We start from the raw sequence: 16,074 nt of genomic DNA, 5'->3' as shown, positions 1-16,074 counted from the left end.
GAGCGTCGCGATTCCGGCCGCGTGCCGAATCATTTTTGGAAGTACACCACCATTCTCAAGTGTCGGTGTTCGTCCACCACCAGCGTTTCGTGATGGAAGTCCTGCGGTTGCCCTGCCGTGTTCAACATGGATCCGATGCCGCGTTGCGCGACTGCATTGCCAGGCGTGTCCCACCCGCGGCGAAAATCCGGTGACAGTGCCTTCAAGTCTTCGATCAAGGCCCGCATGGCGGGGTCTTCCGGCGCAACGGCAACGTCATAGCGAAATTGCGCCAGCAACCGCGGTGCATCGTTGCGCCAGGTGGGCAGCCGTTGCCGTAATTCGGGGTTGCTGAACACCATGCGCAGCAAGTTCCGGTCTTCCCGTGACTTGGCCGCCAGTTCAAGCAGCGCGTCTGCCGTACTATTCCATGCCACGACATCCCAGCGCAGGTTCTGAACATAGGCGGGCCTGGGGAGCTCATCCAGCAATTGTTGGATGCCGGGCGTCACCGACATCCATTGATGCGCTTCTGGCGGCGGTGGGCGCCCGTGAGCCAGAAGAAACAGATGGCTGCATTCGGCATCATCCAGCTTGAGCGCACTGGCCACGCTCAACAGGAATTTCTCTGACACCTTGAGCTCGCGGCCTTGCTCGAACCACGTGTACCAAGTCAGCCCCACGCCAGCCAGGGCGGCGACTTCCTCCCGGCGCAGGCCAGGGGTTCGGCGTCGCTCGGTTGCGGGCAAGCCAACATCGCCCGGCGTCAGCTTCTTACGATGGCGAATCAGAAACTCGGACAACTCTTGTCGCGTGCGGCTGAGGCTGCGTTCTCGCATGGCTATTGTCACTGGTAATAGGATAAACAGTTAAATTGTCATGTGACTATCTTGCATGGAAGATGCGGTTCTAGCCATCGAATCGTGCAAGGAGCCGCCGCCCATGACGCAGTCAAAACCGCCTGCAAGCCCTGTCTCCGCAACCACGGACAATGTTCGCAAAGAGACCGAGCGCGCAGGGCCTCGCGCCTGGGCGGGGCTGGCCCTTCTATCCCTGCCAACCGTCATGCTCGGCCTGGACCTGACGCTATTGCATCTGACCCTGCCTGCCTTGGCGGTGGATTTGCAGCTCACCAGTTCACAAGCGCTGTGGATCATGGACGCCTACGGCTTCCTGATTGCGGGCTTTCTCATCACGATGGGGACGCTGGGCGACCGGATTGGCCGTCGCAAGCTCCTGCTGATCGGTGCTGTCGCGTTTGCCGCGGCGTCGGTGCTCGCCGCTTTTTCCTCCAGCGCCAAGATGCTGATTGCAGCGCGGGCAGCGCTCGGCGTGGCAGGCGCCACCCTGATGCCGTCCACGTTGGCCTTGATCGGCAATCTATTCCCCAACCCGCGCCAGCGAGCGCTGGGCATTGGCATCTGGGCAACGATGTGGGGGATCGGATATGCATTGGGGCCGGTCGTGGGCGGGCTGTTGCTGGAGTGGTTCTGGTGGGGGGCGGCATTTCTGATCGCTGTGCCGGTGGTGATCCTGCTGCTGTTGCTCGCGCCATGGCTGCTTCCAGAGTGCCGTGCGCCAAAGGCAGGACGGCTGGACTTGCCCAGTGTGTTGCTATCGCTGGCGGCCATGCTGCCGTTCGTCTATGGCGTCAAGCAGATTGCCCAATCCGCTATCACGCTGGATGCCGGCGTCGCCATCCTGGTCGGGGTGTTGTTCGCCGGGGTCTTCATCCAGCGTCAGCGGCGCTTGGCCGATCCGTTGCTTGATTTGAGCCTGTTCTCCAAGCGCGCATTCTCGGTTGCGCTCATCGTGCTCTTGTTCGGTCTCGTGGCAGTCGGTGGCACGATGATGCTGGTCGCTCAGTACCTCCAGTTGGTGATGGGGCTGTCTCCGGCGGCCGCGGGGCTGTGGATGGGCCTGGCCGCACTGGCCATGGTCATTGGCGGTACGGGCGCGCCGCTCGTGGCCAGGGCGATCCGGCCGGGATTCGTTGTCGCGGGTTCATTGGCGCTGTCGATGGTGGGCTATCTGATGCTGACGCAGATGACGGCTGATGCCGGAGGCGTGACGGTGGCGGTTGCTGCACTGGCCTTGACTTATTTGGGCAACGGCACGATCGCCGCTTTGGGAACTGATTTGGTGGTTGGTTCTGCGCCAGCGGAACAAGCCGGGTCGGCCTCGGCAATGACCGAGATGGTGCAGGACTTGGGCATTTCGTTGGGCATTGCGCTGCTTGGAAGCATTGCCAGCGCGGTTTATCGCCACACCATGTTGAGCCATTTGCCCAGCGGCCTTGAGGCGAGCATGCGCGAAGCGGTCGTGGATAGTTTGTGGGCGGCGTCCTCTCTCGCATCGGCGTTGCCCGTTGGCCTCATGGCGCAGGCGCAGGCGGCGTTCATGGCAGGGCTGCATGCCGCCGCCATTTTCAGCGCCGCAAGTGTTGCGGTGTTGACCGTGCTGTCCGCCGTGGCCTTGCGCCAGGTCGGCGTGCTCACTGCCCAGGAAAGGGGGTGAGCGTGGAGCGGTGGCACTTTCGCTGTGTCCTGATCCGGGGCGTGTGATCTAGCTGGCCAAGTCCAGAGATGGGGTGGGAGCGTTGCCCCGTGTTTACGATCTCTTTCATTGAATCGTCAATTTTTCTGTCAGGAGTTCTAGGATGGCGTCTACCTTGGTCAATAACTGACGCCCTACCGGCCATACGAGGTTGAGGGGGAGGCCGTCTGTCGCCCGCTCCGGCAGGATCGGCACCAAGGTCCCTCGCTCGATTTCGTCGCGCACCAGCCAAGTTGCCAACTGCGCGACGCCGCAACCAGCCTCAACCGCTGCAACTTGAGCCTCGCCGTTTCCGACGATGATGCGTCCTTCCATCGTGCGTCGCTCAATCGTCCCGTTGTCATGCGCAATCAGCCATGGACTGGTCGTGCCATCAGCTTTGCCGTAGAGCACGGCATCGTGCTTGACCAGATCGGCAGGGGATGTTGGTACGCCATGGATCTCCATGTAATCGGGGGACGCGCAGAAGACGAGGCGCTCACGGCCCAGGAAGCGATGGGCCACCGCCGCGGGCCAGTGCTCCGGGCCGCCGATGCGCACTGCCGCGTCTATGCCCTCATCAGCCAGATCGACGAAACGATCGGTCAAGGAACAATGCACGCGTAGATGAGGGTGCTGCTGGGAGAAACGCAGCATCAAGGGCCAGACGTGCATTCGACCGAACGTCGCCGGTGCGTCGAGTCGCAAGCGGCCTACCGGTTCGCTACCTTGTGCGGCGAGCACAGCTTCCGCTTCTTCGAGATCAGCCAACACTCTCACGCATGTGCGGTAGAACGCTGCCCCTGCATCCGTCAATGCCAAGCGGCGGGTCGTGCGCTCAAACAGCCTGGCGCTGAGTCGGCCTTCCAGACGAGCCACGCTTTTGCTGACGGCGGAGCTGGTCAGATGCAAGCGTTCTGCTGCGGCCGTAAAGCTGCCCGCATCTGCCGTAGCCACAAAGGCTTCAATGCCCTTTAAGCGCTCAGACGGAATCATGCATGCCTCCATGCGTTTATTGACGAATATTTATCAATAAACGGCAGAAAATTTATCAGAGATAGTATTTTATTTCTCAAATAGGATGGCTTCAATAGTGAACCTTATGTTAGGAGTCTCCTTAATGCTTTCATTTGCAACGCCCGGCGTCGGCACTTCAGCAGGTCGCGGTGGCCTTTCCATCGCCATCCTCGCCGTAGCCGCCTTTGTCATCGTTACGACGGAATACCTGATTGTTGGGCTGCTGCCGGCGCTCGCCCGCGATCTGGATATCTCGATTTCGGCCGCCGGTCAGCTCGTGACCCTGTTCGCCTTCACCGTGATGCTGTTCGGTCCGGTGCTGACCGCTCTGTTGTCTCACCTCGAGCGCAAGCGTCTGTTCATCGCCATCCTGCTGATCTTCGCAGCGTCCAATGCCCTGGCTGCGATAGCGCCCAACGTGTGGGTGCTGGCGCTTGCCCGGTTCATTCCGGCGCTGGTGCTGCCGGTGTTCTGGGGCACGGCGAGCGAAACGGCGGGGCAGATCGTAGGCCCGCAACAGGCTGGCCGCGCGGTGTCGCAGGTGTATCTCGGCATCTCCGCCGCTTTGCTGTTCGGCATTCCGCTGGGTACGCTGGCGTCCGACGCCATCGGCTGGCGCGGGACCTTCTGGGTGCTGGCCGGGCTGTCGCTGGTGATGGCGTTGGCGTTGACGGTCTTCATGCCGACCGTGGCAAGGCCCGAGCGGCTGCGTCTGGCGGAACAGACGCGCATCCTGAAAGATCCCTATTTCGTCGGCAATGTCGCCCTGTCGGTGGCGGTGTTTACGGCGATGTTCACCGCATATACCTATCTGGCCGATACGCTGGAGCGTATCGCTGCCGTGGCGCCGGCGCATGTCGGCTGGTGGCTCATGGGCTTTGGCGCTATTGGCCTGCTTGGCAATTGGTTGGGGGGACGCTTCGTGGATCGCAGTCCATTGGGCGCGACCGCCGCATTCTCGCTGCTGCTCGGTGTCGGCATGGCTGCCAGCGTGCCGCTGGCCGGTTCATTGGTCTTGCTGGGCCTGGCGCTGGCGGTTTGGGGCATCGCCTATACGGCGCTGTTCCCCATCTGCCAGGTGCGGGTGATGAAGTCCGCCACACACGCCCAGGCACTGGCCGGTACCTTGAACGTGTCGGCAGCCAACGCCGGCACGGGTCTGGGAGCCATCATCGGCGGCTTGGTCATTCCTCAATGGGGATTGGAGAGCATCGGCTATGTCGCCACAGGCATTGCGGTCGTGGCGATCCTCATGGCGGCTTGGGTTGCGCGCTTGCAGCCTCGGCGATGATCGTGGGGAAGTTGCAATAGTGCTAAGACGCCTGCGTTGTTTCCTTGGCGTGGGCAGGGAGTATCGCCCGGTAGCGGATGGCCAGCGCATAGCGGGTGCCGATCGGCGCAGCGTCATGCTTGCCGCCGAGCGCTGCGCAATGCTCGACGACGAGCTGGGGTTCAGTCTAGCGTCCTGGCTGAGTAAGTCTCCAACAAGAAGGTGATGGTTGGCGCATAGCCAGTTGCAGTGGCATCCCCTACAATAGCGGGAATGCAACAGCGGACTTGCCGGTGGTTGCGGGTGGCCCGAGCGTCTGTCTTGGAAGATGGAGACGGAGCGGGCGCCGCAGCGGGCGCAAGCCGCTTTTTTTATTACGGAACGAAATGATGGAACCAGTGCGCCTGTCGAAACGCATGGCCGAGTTGGGTTTGTGCTCGCGCCGCGAGGCCGATAGCTATATCGAACAAGGGTGGGTGAAAGTGGACGGCGAGGTGGCCGTCCTCGGGCAGAAAGTGCTGCCGCACAATCTGATCGAAGTGGACAAGAAGGCGCAGGACGCTCAAGCCTCGCGCGTCACCATCCTGCTGAACAAGCCCATGGGTTATGTGTCCGGCCAGGCCGAGGACGGCTACGAGCCGGCGGTGGTGTTGGTCAAGCCGGAAAACCAGTGGGCGGAGGACAAGAGCCGCCGCCGGTTTTCTGCGCAGCATCTGAGAGGGCTGGCGCCGGCCGGCCGCCTGGACATCGATTCGGTGGGCCTGTTGATCCTGACCCAGGACGGCCGGGTGGCCAAGCAGATCATCGGCGAGCATTCCAGTGTGGACAAGGAGTACCTGGTGCGGGTGGAGGGCGAACTTTCCGACGAAGGTTTGAGTCTGCTCAATCACGGTCTGGAGCTGGATGGTAAAAAATTGCTGCCTGCCACCGTGGCTTGGCAAAACGAGGATCAGTTGCGTTTTGTGCTGCGCGAGGGCAAGAAACGCCAGATCCGCCGCATGTGCGAACTGGTGGGCTTGCGCGTGGTGGGCCTGAAGCGGATTCGCATCGGCAAGGTCAAGCTGGGCAATCTGCCCACCGGCCAATGGCGCTATCTGCGCGACGACGAATCGTTTTGATCCGGCCGGACGGCCGGTTGTCAGTGGGGGACGCATGTTAGGGCGCTTGTTGCAAAGATGGGGGCTGGATGCCGAAAGCCGGCAGCAGCAGCGGGAGTTGACGCAGGCGATAGAGAGCCTGGTCGACGGCACGGACAAGCGTTTGCGCCTGTCTCCCGGCTATCTGGACGCGCTGGCCCCGGGCATGCGCGTCACCCAGGCCTATCTGGCCGAGTTGCCCAGCCGAATGCCGGAGCCGCTGGCGCTGTCCTTGCGCGGCTTTGCGCAGGACCCGCGGCTGGGCTTGCTGTTTTCCGGGCCGGCCAGCCTTTTGTCCTGCCTGCGGCAGAGCGAAGCCTTGCGCAATTTCTTCCTGTCCGCCAGCCAGGGCGACGAGGCCTGGGCCTTGTTGTCGATGGCGCGCAGCGAAACCGGCCGCCTGGGCGTGGCGATGGAGGGCGGGGAGCTGCGCCGCGAAGTGCCGCAGCAGGTGGTGAGCTTTGACGGTCATAGGCTGGCCATGCCCTGCGCGTCGCGCGAGCTGCTGCTTGAGAGCAGCGCGCGGCGCAGCGAGGAAATGCTGGTCACGGTGATCGCGCGGCGGCTGAGCCTGCTGGAGCAGTTGCGCCAGACCTTGGACAATGAGATGTCGCGGCTGCAATTGCGCTTGAGCGTGCTGCGTTGCGAGGCCGGCACCGTGGTGGACGGCTCCTCGGACGGTTCGCCCTTGCCCGATACCTGCGAAGGGGTGCAGCGGCGCATGGCCGAGATCGAGCCCCAATTGCGCGAGGCGCGCGGCGCGCTGAGCCTTGAGGGCTTGCTGGAGACGGTGCGCCATGTGCTGGAGCATCCGGCCGAATATTTTCGGCTGGAATGGCGGACCTTGTACCTGAACCGCATGGGGATCAAGCAGGACGCGCCGGGCGAGGACGCCACCGAACTGGAGTTCGAGGAGCTGGTGCTGGGGCAGGCCCAGCCTTTGCGCCGCGCCTTGATGCCGGTGCGGGTGACGCGCCAGGCGCTGGCGGAACTGGAGCGGGAATTCGGCAGCGACTGAGACGGGGCCCGACTACGCCAAAGCGGGCTGTGCAAAGCCGAAACAAGGGCTATGCTGGAACTGTATAGTCGCTTTCGATCAGCCTTCAGGGCGGCTGATTGAGTCTGCCCCGGCACCAGGCCGGGGTTTTTTTGCGCCCGCCGCATCGCAATGGGATATTTTGCGCCGGGAATGCGTGAAACGCCCGCCAGGGCTTGTTTTGTGCTATCCTTGCGCCCCTCTTCAGCAACGACCGTGACCCGTCACTCAAGCCATGAAAGATCCTTGCGATCACTACACCTTCGATCTGATTGGCGGCGTCCGCAAAAAGCCGGGACGCAAGCCCCTGGGCGAACGCGCGATGACGGTGGCCGAGCGCAAGCGGCGCAGCCGCGAACTGCGCCGCAGCCGCCTGCAGGAGCTGTCGGTGACGGTGGAGCTGAGCCGGGACGCGCAGAAGTCGCTGGATAAAATGATAGAGTGGTGGGGCGTCAGCAAGAAGGAGGCGATCAACCGCGCGCTGATGATAGCCTGTCAATCGCAGACCGGGCGCACCGCGCAGTTGTTCGAGTTCGATCTGCCGCCGGAGGCGCGGCGCAAGGGCAAGAAGACTAACGGCGGTTCCGGCGCGTAAGCACCGCCGCCGTGCGAATAAGCGAAAAGGCCGAGCAAGCATGCTCGGCCTTTGGCGTTTCCGGGTCCGGCGGGCCGGGCGCGAATCGTGTCTTAACCGTAGCGTTTGGCGGCCTCGATCGCCAGGCCGCTGCCGATGCTGCCGAAGAGGTCGCCTTCCACATGGCGGGCCTGGGGCAGCAGGCGCTTGATGCTGTCGCGCAGCGCCGGCACGCCGCTGGAGCCGCCGGTGAAGAAGACGGTGTCGATGTCGTCGGCCTGTGCGCAGGCGTCGGTCAGCAATTGGCGCACCGTGGCGCCGATCTGGCCCAGCATCGCGTCTATGCTGTGATTGAATTGATCGCGGCTCAACTCGCAATGCAGGCCGGCCTCGATATGCCCCAGGTCCAGCCGGTGCTGCGCCTCGTCCGACAGCGCGATCTTGGCGGCTTCCACCTGCATCGCCAGTCGGTGGCCGGCGCGGTCCTGGATCAGGCGGAACAGGCGGTCCAGCACCTGCGGCTGCGCCGCGTCGCGGTGCACGTCCTGCAGGTCCATCCAGGCCTTGCGGGTGTAGGCGAAGTTGATGGTGTGCCAGGTGGCCAGGTTGAAGTACTGGCTGGACGGCATCTCCGCGTTGTTGCGCAGCCGGCTCTTGAAACCGAACAGGGGCATCACGCCGTGCAGGCTCAATTGCTTGTCGAAGTCCGTGCCGCCAATGTGGACGCCGCCGGTGGCGAGAATGTCGTCGAGGCGCTCGTCCAGGCGGTGGCGCTCGGGCGCCAGGCGGATCAGGGTGAAGTCCGAGGTGCCGCCGCCGATGTCGACGATCAGCACCAGCTCTTCGCGCTCCAGCCGGGCTTCGTAGTCGAAGGCGGCGGCGATGGGTTCGAACTGGAAGGACACGTCCTTGAAGCCGACCTGGCGCGCGATCTCGCCCAGCGTGGTCTCGGCTTCGGCGTCGGCCTTGGGGTTGTCGTCGACAAAGTGCACCGGGCGGCCCAGCACCACTTGTTCGAACGGGCGCTCGGCGGCGCGGTCGGCGCGCAGCTTCACTTCCTGGATGAACAGGCTGAGCAGGTGGCGGAAAGGCAGGGCCTTGCCTTGCACTTCGGTTTGGCTGTCGATCAGGTTGGAGCCCAGCAGGCTTTTCAGCGAGCGCATCAGCCGGCCTTCATAGCCTTCCATGTACTCCTGCAGCGCCAGCCGGCCGAACACGGAATGATCTTCCTCGTAATTGAAGAAAACCACCGAGGGCAAGGTGATCTTGCCGTCCTCCAGCGTCAATAGAGTGGCTTGGTTCGGGCGCAGCCACCCCACGGTGGAGTTGGATGTGCCAAAGTCAATGCCGCAGGCGCGGGCCGTAGTCTGCGTGTTCATATTCCCTCCCGTAAAGCGAGGCGCGATGGTACGCGGATTGGCGCGGCAAGGGAAGGCTTTGGCAAGCGAATCAAGCGTTTTGTCGCTTTGGAGGTTTCAGCCGCGCCTGTCTTTTGGCCGGGGCGCGCGGTGGCCGCAACGCAATGGGTATATGCTGAAAGCGCGTCCCGCAGGAGCCGGGGCGGGTAATGGACTGAATGGAAAGGATCCAGGCATGAATAAACTGATCGTGATGTTTGTTGCATTGGCGCTGGGGAGCGGCGGCCTGTCCGGCTGCGCGAACATGTCCGAAACCCAGAAAGACACCGGTACCGGCGCGGCGATTGGCGCGGTGGCCGGCGCGGTGCTGGGCGGCCTGACCGCCGGCGGCAACCCCGGTCGCAGCGCCGCCACCGGCGCGGCCCTGGGCGCGGCGCTGGGCGCCGGTGGCGGCTATTTGTGGTCTAAGCACATGCAGGAGCAGAAGGCGGCGATGGAGCAGGCGACCAAGGGTTCGGGCGTCAGCGTCAGCCAGACCGCGGACAATCAGCTGAAGCTGGACATCCCCAGCGATGTGTCTTTTGACGTGGGCCGCTACGACATCAAGCCCAATCTGCGGCCGATTCTGGACCGTTTCGCCACCACCTTGAACCAGAACCCGGTGACCACGGTGAAGATCGTCGGCCATACCGACAACACCGGTTCCAATGCGGTCAATGACCCGCTGTCGCTGAACCGCGCCCGCGCCACGCGCGACTATCTGACCGCGCGCGGCGTGGCGGAGGGGCGGATCAGCATCGCCGGCCGCGGCTCGCATGAGCCGGTGGCGAGCAACGCCAGCGCCTCTGGGCGGGCGAAGAACCGGCGGGTGGAAATCTTCGTGGGCGAAGCTGCGCGCGGTTGACGCGGGCGGACGGAGCGATGCGGGGCGGGCGCCGTAAACGGCGCGCCGCCCTTTGTGTTTTCCGGCCGAGGCATGCGCAGGCTGTCTGTTAAATTTTAAATGTAATACGTAATATATTTTAAAGCGACGCTTTGCTAGAATGTCGGCCACGACAAACGGGCATTTTCAGGCATGGCGACAGATATTTATTCGCGCATCCGGCAGGCGGCGTTCGAGCTGGTGGGCGAAGGCGTATGGCCGACGGTGATGGAGGTGAGGGCCAGGATAGGCGCGGGCTCCAACACCACGATCAACAACACCTTGAAAGAGTGGCGGCAGGAGTTTCTGTCGCGGGTGGCGGTGTCGTCGCGGCGGCCGGATTGGCCGGCCGGCCTGGCCGAAGTCTTTGAACAAGTGTGGCAGCGGGCCTGCGACGAGGCGGACGGGCGGCTGGAGTCTTTGCGTCAGGACGCGGAAACCGCGGTGGCCCAGGCCGCGGCGGAGACCCGCGAGCTGGAAGCCGGCCTGGCGGCGCGCCAGGCCGAGTTGCAGTCCGCCTTGCGCGAGCTGGAGTTGCGCGCCGCGAGGCTGGCGGACTTGGAAGGACGCTTGCAGGGCGAGGAAACCCGGCGCCAGATGCTGGAGCGGGCGCAGCTGGAGCAGGAGTCGAGGCTGGAGCAGTCCAGGAAAGAGCTGTCCGAGCTTAGGCGTCAGGCGGAGCAACGTCAGCAGGAACTGGAAGAGCGCGCCGAGCTGAAAGTGCAGGAGGCGCGGGAGGAAGCCGCGCGGCGCGAGGCGCTGGCCTATGAGCGGCTGGAAGGTTTGCGGCTGCGGCTCTACGAACAGATGGAAGAGGAGCGTCGGGCGATGCAGCAGGCGCAGGCGCGCCAGGAAGAGGCTTTGCAACAAAGCCGGCGCGAGCGGACGCGGCTGGAGGGCGAGTGGCGCGACCGTCTAGCGGAGCGCGAGCGAGACAACGGCCGTTTGGAAGCGAGGCTGGAGTGGCTGGAAGGGCGCAACGCCGCCTTGGAGCAGGATGCGTTGCGGCAGGCGGTGCAGTTGGAGCAGACTTCGGCGCGCTTGCTGGATATGGCCAGCGAGAACAGCCGGCTGGCCGGCGAGGTGAATCTGGGCGCCGAGCGGCAGCTGGCGCGTTTGGTCGAGGTTCTGGCCGGTTCGCGCCAGGAGCTGTTGGCGCTGGACGAGGCCGGCTTGCGCGAATGGCTGGGGCGGCAACTGCAATTGCCCCTGCTGGGCTAGCGCGCTCCGGGCGCGTGTTTCTACTAAGTGCTTGCCACGATGCCGGCGGAAGCCGGCTTTGCTAGTTTGACGTGAGGATTGTCTTGATTGGAGGCAATATGACTTTCGTCGAATATTATCGCGCGCCGGCGCTGATCTCCCTGCTGGCCTTGTTCGTGTGGTGCGGCTTGTGCTGGGCGGACGGCGGCTCTTTCTGGCAGGGTTTGCTGGCGATGGCCGCGGGCAAGAATCTGTCCATTCTGTCCGGTCTGGCCGTGTTCTGGGTTCTGGAGCTGGCGGGGCGCGCGTGGTCGAGATCCCGCGAGGGGCGAGACCCTATGCATTTGCAGTCGTAGCCGGCGGCAAGGGCCGGCAATGAAAAGCGCGCCAAAGGGCGCGCTTTTTTCATGGCCGCGGCGGCCTCGAAAGCTCTTGAGGCCGGTTTGCGGGCTTTCTCAGAACAAGCGGGCCAGCCCCGCGGCGATGCGCTCCAGATATTCGGCGTCCACCGCGTCGAAGCTGGCCGGTTCGCTGGAGTCCACATCCAGCACCGCGACCACTTCGCCGGCGGCGTTGCGGACGGGCACCACGATTTCCGAACGGGCGCTGGAGGAGCAGGCGATATGGCCGGGGAAAGCGTCGACATCTTCCACCACCAAGGTTTTTTCGGCCTGCCAGGCGCTGCCGCACACCCCTTTGCCAAACGGGATGCGAGTGCAGGCGATCGGGCCCTGGAAGGGGCCAAGCACCAGTTGCTTGTCCTTGACCAGGTAGAAGCCGGTCCACAGCCAGTCGAAGCTGCTGTGCAAGGCGGCGCAGAGATTGGCCAGCGCGGCGATCTGATCGGTCTCGGACTCAATCAGCGCCAGCGCCTGCGGCAATAGGGTTTGATAGCGCTCTTGTTTGTCGGCGCCGTGGATGATCAGCTGTTCTGCCATGGGGTGTCGTCGGGGTGTGGCTTGGGAAAGCGACAGCATACACAGCGGGCGGGCAAAAGAAAACGCCGCCCGGCGGGGCGGCGTCGCGCGGCGGGCCGGGGCCCGTTTACATCATGTGTTGACCGCCGTTCATCGCCACGTTGGCGCCGGTGATGAAGCCGGCTTGTTCGGAGGCGAGGAAGGCGACCAGGGCGGCGATTTCCTCGGGCTTGCCCAGGCGGCCCACCGGAATCTGCGCCACGATCTTGTCGCGCGTCTCCTCCGCCACCGCCATCACCATATCGGTGGCGATATAGCCGGGCGAAATGGTGTTGACGGTCACGCCCTTGCGCGCCACTTCCTGCGCCAGGGCCATGGTGAAGCCGTGCATGCCGGCCTTGGCGGCGGAGTAGTTGGTCTGGCCGAACTGCCCCTTCTGACCGTTGATCGAGGAGATGTTGATGATGCGGCCGAAGCCGCGGTCGCCCATGCCGTCCACCACCGGCTTGGTCATATTGAACAGGGAGTCCAGATTGGTGCGCAGCACCGCGTCCCAATCGTCCTTGGTCTGCTTCTTGAAACTGCAGTCGCGGGTGATGCCGGCGTTGTTGACCAGCACGTCCACCGGCCCCAGGTCTTTGGCCACCTTTTCGGCCAGTGCCTTGCAGGCTGCGGTGTCGGTGACGTCGCATTGGTAGGCGTGGATATCCTTGAGTCCCAGCCCCTTCATGTCGGCGAGCCAGGCTTGTTCGCGGCCGGGCTTGCTGTAGGTGGTGACTACGATGTGACCGCTTTCCGCCAGGGCTTTGCAGATGGCGGTGCCAATACCGCCCATGCCGCCGGTTACGAGTGCGATTCGCTTAGTCATAGTGCTGGCTCCTTTTTTGGCTGTCTGTCTGGATATGCTTATGCGATACGACTTTCAGTTTTTTAGGATAAGTGAATTACCCGCGTATGTGAATGGAAAGTACGCACACCCTTCGTCACGGCTTGGACGGTGAAAGTTCATCCGTTAGACGTTGCAGCAAAGAGAGCCGGGACTTGGCGATGGCGCCCGATTCACATGCGGTCATGATGGCACAGTTCGGTTCCACGCGGTGCGAACAATTGTGGAAGCGGCATTGACCAATCAACGGGCGTATTTCCGGGAAGTAACGGGTTAGTTCGGCGGCCTTCAAATGCTTGAGGCCAAACTCCTGCAGGCCGGGGGAATCGATCAGATGACTGTCCGCGTTCAGATGGTAAAGCGTGGCGTGGGTGGTGGTGTGGCGGCCGGAGTCCAGCGCGGTGGAAATGTCGCCGATGCGGGCGTTGGCGTCCGGCAGCAGCGCATTGGTCAGCGTGGACTTGCCCATGCCGGACTGGCCGACGAAGACGCTGGTCTGGCCTTGCAGCAAGGGCAGCAGCGGCGCGACGTCCTGCTTGGCGGACAGGGTGACCACTTGGTAGCCCAGTTGGCGGTACAGCTCCAACTTGCGCAGCAAGCCCTCGGTTTCCGGCAGGTCGGCCTTGTTGACCACGATGACGGGGTCGATGTCGCCGGCTTCCGCGGCGATCAGGCAGCGGCCCAGAAGTTCTTCGTTGGGGCTGGGCACGGCGGCGATCACGAACAGGATGCGGGTCACATTGGCGGCGATGACCTTGGTTTTCCAGTCGTCCTGGCGGTAGAGCAGGCTGCGTCGCTCTTGCGAGCGCTCGATGACGGCCTGTTCCTTGTTCTGCACCAGGATGTCCACCCAGTCGCCACAGGCGAAATCGACGCGTTTGCCGCGGGTGGTGCAATCGTAAACCTGGCCGTCGGATTCAACGATGAAGCGGCGGCCGTGGCTGCGGATGATTTGTCCGGTCTGACCTGTCATGGGCGGGCCAGCAGCGCTTCGGTCTTGGCGGCGCAGATGAAGTCGTTCAGGGTTAGGCCGCCGGCGTCGTGGGTGCTGAAGTTGACGACGACGCGGTTGTAATGCACCGACAGATCCGGGTGGTGGTCTTCGCGGTGAGCGATCCAGGCCAGCGCGTTGACGAAGGCCATGGTGTCGTGGAAGTTGGCGAAGGGAAAGGTCTTGGTCAGTTCGATGCCGCGGATGTTCCAGCCGGGCAGGGAACCCATCAATTGGTTGACGGTGCTGGCGGCCAGCGGGCTGGCGCCGTGTTGGGCTTCGCAGGACAGTTCGAGCAGGTTCATGTCAGCGGTTTCCTTGTAGATGGTTGATGCGCAGCGCGGCGGGCGGGTGCGAGTCGTAAAAAGCGGAATGCAGCGGGTCCGGCGTCAGCGTGGACGCGTTGTCGCGATAAAGTTTGACCAGGGCGGACACCAGTTTGCCGGCGTCGGTTTCGCTGGCGGCGAAGTCGTCGGCCTCGTATTCGTGGCGGCGCGACAGGCTGCTGGACAGCGGGGTGAACGGAAAGGTGAAGGCCGGCACCGCGGTGAAGAACAGGATCAGCGCCATCGCGGTGCTGGGCGTGGAAACGCCCAGGCCGGCGTAGAACCAGGGCGCGTCCAGCAGCTGCCCCAGCAAGAAGAGGAAGCCCAGCGACAGCGCGAAGGCCAGCGCGATGCGCTTGACGATGTGGCGGCGCTTGAAATGGCCCAGCTCGTGAGCCAGCACCGCTTCGATTTCCTGGTGGTCCAATTGCCCCAGCAAGGTGTCGAAGAACACGATGCGCTTGCCGGCGCCAAAGCCGGTGAAGTAGGCGTTGCCGTGGCTGGAGCGGCGGGAGCCGTCCATCACGAACACGCCCTGGCTCTGGAAGCCGGCGCGTTGCAGCAGCGCTTCGATGCGCGCCTTGAGCTCCAGGTCTTCCAGCGGAGTGAATTTATTGAACAGCGGCGCGATCAGCGTCGGGTAGATCGCCACCATCAGCAGCTGGAAGCCGGTCCAGACCAGCCAGACCCACAGCCACCACAGCGGGCCGGAAATGTCCATCAGCCACAGCACTAGCGCCACCAGCGGCAAGCCGATGACGGCGCCCAGCAGCAGGCCCTTGATCTGGTCGATGATGAACAGCTTGGGCGTGGTCTTGTTGAAGCCGAAGCGGGCCTCGATGCCAAAGGTGGAGTACAGGCTGAGCGGAAAGCTGACGCAGCCGGTCAGCGTCGCCACGCCCACGATCAGCAGCAGGCCGGACGGCAGCGGCGAGACGCCTGCGGCGGCCACGGCGCCGGCCAGCCATTGCAGCACGCCGCCAAAGGTCAGCGCCAGGATCACCAGGCTGTCCAGCACGGCGGAAAACAGGCCGAAACGGGTCTTGGCGATGCAATAATCGGCGGCCAATTGATGTTGTTGCAAGGCGATGGCGTCGCGAAAAGCGGCGGGCACTTCCGCGCGGTGGCGGGCGATGTGGCGGGCGTGGCGCCAGCCCAGCCAGAGTTTTAGCGCGAGTGTGGCCGCCAGCGCGGCCAGGAAGAGAGAGCTGAATGCCTCGGTCATCGGAGTCCGTTATCTGCTGTCAGGTTTGCCGCCAGCGCGGCAATGAAGGAAAATAGAAGGGTTTTGCAAAGATTGGCAAGTATGACACAAGATCAAATGAACCTCATCTGGCTCGACATGGAAATGACGGGCCTGAATCCAGAGACCGACCGCATCATCGAAGTGGCGATGATCGTGACCGACAGCCAGCTGAACGTGGTGGCGGAATCGCCGGTGTTGGTGATCCACCAGCCCGACGAGGTGTTGGACGGCATGGACGACTGGAACAAGAACACCCACGGCAAGAGCGGCCTGATCGAAAAGGTCAAGGCCTCCACGCTGGGCGAAGCCGAGGCCGAGCAAATCCTGCTGGATTTCATGGCTCTGCACGTGCCGCCGCGGATCACGCCGATGTGCGGCAACACCATCCACCAGGATCGTCGTTTCATGGTGCGCTGGATGCCCAAGCTGGAAGAGTATTTCCACTATCGCAACCTGGATGTGTCTACGCTGAAAGAGTTGTGCAAGCGTTGGAAGCCGGAGGTGGCGCGCGGCGTGGTCAAACGCGGCAAGCACGAGGCGCTGGCGGACATCCTGGAGTCCATCGAGGAGTTGCGTTACTACCGTGAGCATTTCCTCAAGCTCTAAGAACCTGTTTACGATCCGCCGCGTGTCGTGAGACGTGGCACGGCGAGTGCCGCTTCGAAATGCGCATGTGCCACG

17 protein-coding genes are annotated in these 16,074 nt (G+C 63.5%); 9 read left to right on the top strand and 8 right to left on the bottom strand.

All coding sequences use genetic code 11. The features are described 5' to 3' along the window. Positions 1–29 precede the first annotated feature (29 nt). Positions 30–818 (bottom strand): helix-turn-helix transcriptional regulator, encoded by a 789-nt coding sequence (locus ACODRW_RS09485; protein ID WP_488905616.1) that lies wholly within the window; start codon positions 816–818, stop codon positions 30–32. 103 nt (positions 819–921) lie between these two features. On the opposite strand from ACODRW_RS09485, the gene ACODRW_RS09480 reads away from it, so the two are divergent. Then, on the top strand, positions 922–2,496 hold the full coding sequence (locus tag ACODRW_RS09480; protein WP_488905615.1) for an MFS transporter: 1,575 nt from the start codon (positions 922–924) through the stop codon (positions 2,494–2,496). A gap of 105 nt (positions 2,497–2,601) precedes the next feature. On the opposite strand, the gene ACODRW_RS09475 is transcribed toward ACODRW_RS09480, so the two are convergent. Continuing rightward, positions 2,602–3,510, bottom strand: coding sequence for a LysR family transcriptional regulator (locus ACODRW_RS09475; protein ID WP_488905614.1), 909 nt, complete (start codon positions 3,508–3,510; stop codon positions 2,602–2,604). Between the two features lie 124 nt (positions 3,511–3,634). Between ACODRW_RS09475 and ACODRW_RS09470 the strand changes: the two genes are divergently transcribed. From ACODRW_RS09470 to ACODRW_RS09455, 4 genes are all read left to right on the top strand, one after another. Further along, on the top strand, positions 3,635–4,822 hold the full coding sequence (locus ACODRW_RS09470; RefSeq protein ID WP_488905613.1) for an MFS transporter: 1,188 nt from the start codon (positions 3,635–3,637) through the stop codon (positions 4,820–4,822). A 368-nt stretch (positions 4,823–5,190) separates the two neighbouring features. Beyond that, positions 5,191–5,919: a pseudouridine synthase gene (locus ACODRW_RS09465; RefSeq protein WP_107801719.1), complete on the top strand. Its 729-nt coding sequence runs from the start codon at positions 5,191–5,193 to the stop codon at positions 5,917–5,919. A gap of 34 nt (positions 5,920–5,953) precedes the next feature. Beyond that, a complete protein-coding gene (locus ACODRW_RS09460) occupies positions 5,954–6,955 on the top strand; it encodes a hypothetical protein (RefSeq protein ID WP_235088418.1) in 1,002 nt (333 codons plus the stop codon). A 253-nt stretch (positions 6,956–7,208) separates the two neighbouring features. Next, complete coding sequence (locus ACODRW_RS09455) at positions 7,209–7,568, top strand: hypothetical protein (RefSeq protein ID WP_107798808.1); 360 nt, start codon at positions 7,209–7,211, stop codon at positions 7,566–7,568. A 92-nt stretch (positions 7,569–7,660) separates the two neighbouring features. Here ACODRW_RS09455 and ACODRW_RS09450 read toward each other — a convergent pair whose 3' ends face one another. Continuing rightward, entirely contained in the window at positions 7,661–8,926 is a 1,266-nt protein-coding gene (locus tag ACODRW_RS09450) for an Hsp70 family protein (protein WP_488905612.1), read from the bottom strand. Positions 8,927–9,140: 214 nt separating this feature from the next. Between ACODRW_RS09450 and ACODRW_RS09445 the strand changes: the two genes are divergently transcribed. From ACODRW_RS09445 to ACODRW_RS09435, 3 genes are all read left to right on the top strand, one after another. Further along, entirely contained in the window at positions 9,141–9,809 is a 669-nt protein-coding gene (locus ACODRW_RS09445; RefSeq protein ID WP_488905611.1) for a YiaD family glycine zipper/OmpA-like lipoprotein, read from the top strand. A gap of 171 nt (positions 9,810–9,980) precedes the next feature. Beyond that, positions 9,981–11,048, top strand: a complete 1,068-nt coding sequence (locus ACODRW_RS09440; RefSeq protein WP_488905610.1) for a DNA-binding protein — start codon at positions 9,981–9,983, stop codon at positions 11,046–11,048. Positions 11,049–11,146: 98 nt separating this feature from the next. After that, the gene (locus ACODRW_RS09435) at positions 11,147–11,383 is read left to right on the top strand and encodes a hypothetical protein (protein ID WP_107798812.1); all 237 of its coding nucleotides are present in this window, start codon (positions 11,147–11,149) and stop codon (positions 11,381–11,383) included. Between the two features lie 99 nt (positions 11,384–11,482). On the opposite strand, the gene ACODRW_RS09430 is transcribed toward ACODRW_RS09435, so the two are convergent. The 5 genes from ACODRW_RS09430 to ACODRW_RS09410 form a co-directional block, all read right to left on the bottom strand. Next, positions 11,483–11,965: a GAF domain-containing protein gene (locus ACODRW_RS09430; protein ID WP_253313612.1), complete on the bottom strand. Its 483-nt coding sequence runs from the start codon at positions 11,963–11,965 to the stop codon at positions 11,483–11,485. 106 nt (positions 11,966–12,071) lie between these two features. Then, on the bottom strand, positions 12,072–12,812 hold the full coding sequence (phbB, locus tag ACODRW_RS09425; protein ID WP_474453587.1) for an acetoacetyl-CoA reductase: 741 nt from the start codon (positions 12,810–12,812) through the stop codon (positions 12,072–12,074). Between the two features lie 115 nt (positions 12,813–12,927). Next, positions 12,928–13,803, bottom strand: a complete 876-nt coding sequence (rsgA, locus tag ACODRW_RS09420; protein WP_227103405.1) for a ribosome small subunit-dependent GTPase A — start codon at positions 13,801–13,803, stop codon at positions 12,928–12,930. After that, entirely contained in the window at positions 13,800–14,126 is a 327-nt protein-coding gene (locus tag ACODRW_RS09415; protein ID WP_048415508.1) for a 4a-hydroxytetrahydrobiopterin dehydratase, read from the bottom strand. The genes rsgA and ACODRW_RS09415 overlap by 4 nt, the downstream gene beginning before the upstream one ends. Before the next feature lies 1 nt (position 14,127). Continuing rightward, entirely contained in the window at positions 14,128–15,372 is a 1,245-nt protein-coding gene (locus ACODRW_RS09410; RefSeq protein ID WP_488905609.1) for a M48 family metallopeptidase, read from the bottom strand. An 81-nt stretch (positions 15,373–15,453) separates the two neighbouring features. On the opposite strand from ACODRW_RS09410, the gene orn reads away from it, so the two are divergent. Beyond that, positions 15,454–15,999: an oligoribonuclease gene (orn, locus tag ACODRW_RS09405; protein ID WP_107798817.1), complete on the top strand. Its 546-nt coding sequence runs from the start codon at positions 15,454–15,456 to the stop codon at positions 15,997–15,999. Positions 16,000–16,074: the final 75 nt, after the last annotated feature.

The sequence above is a fragment of the Chromobacterium sp. FG89 genome, assembly GCF_057808735.1.
The sequence above is the reverse complement of the archived record's forward strand: the minus strand, read 5'-3'. Positions and strand labels throughout refer to the sequence as shown.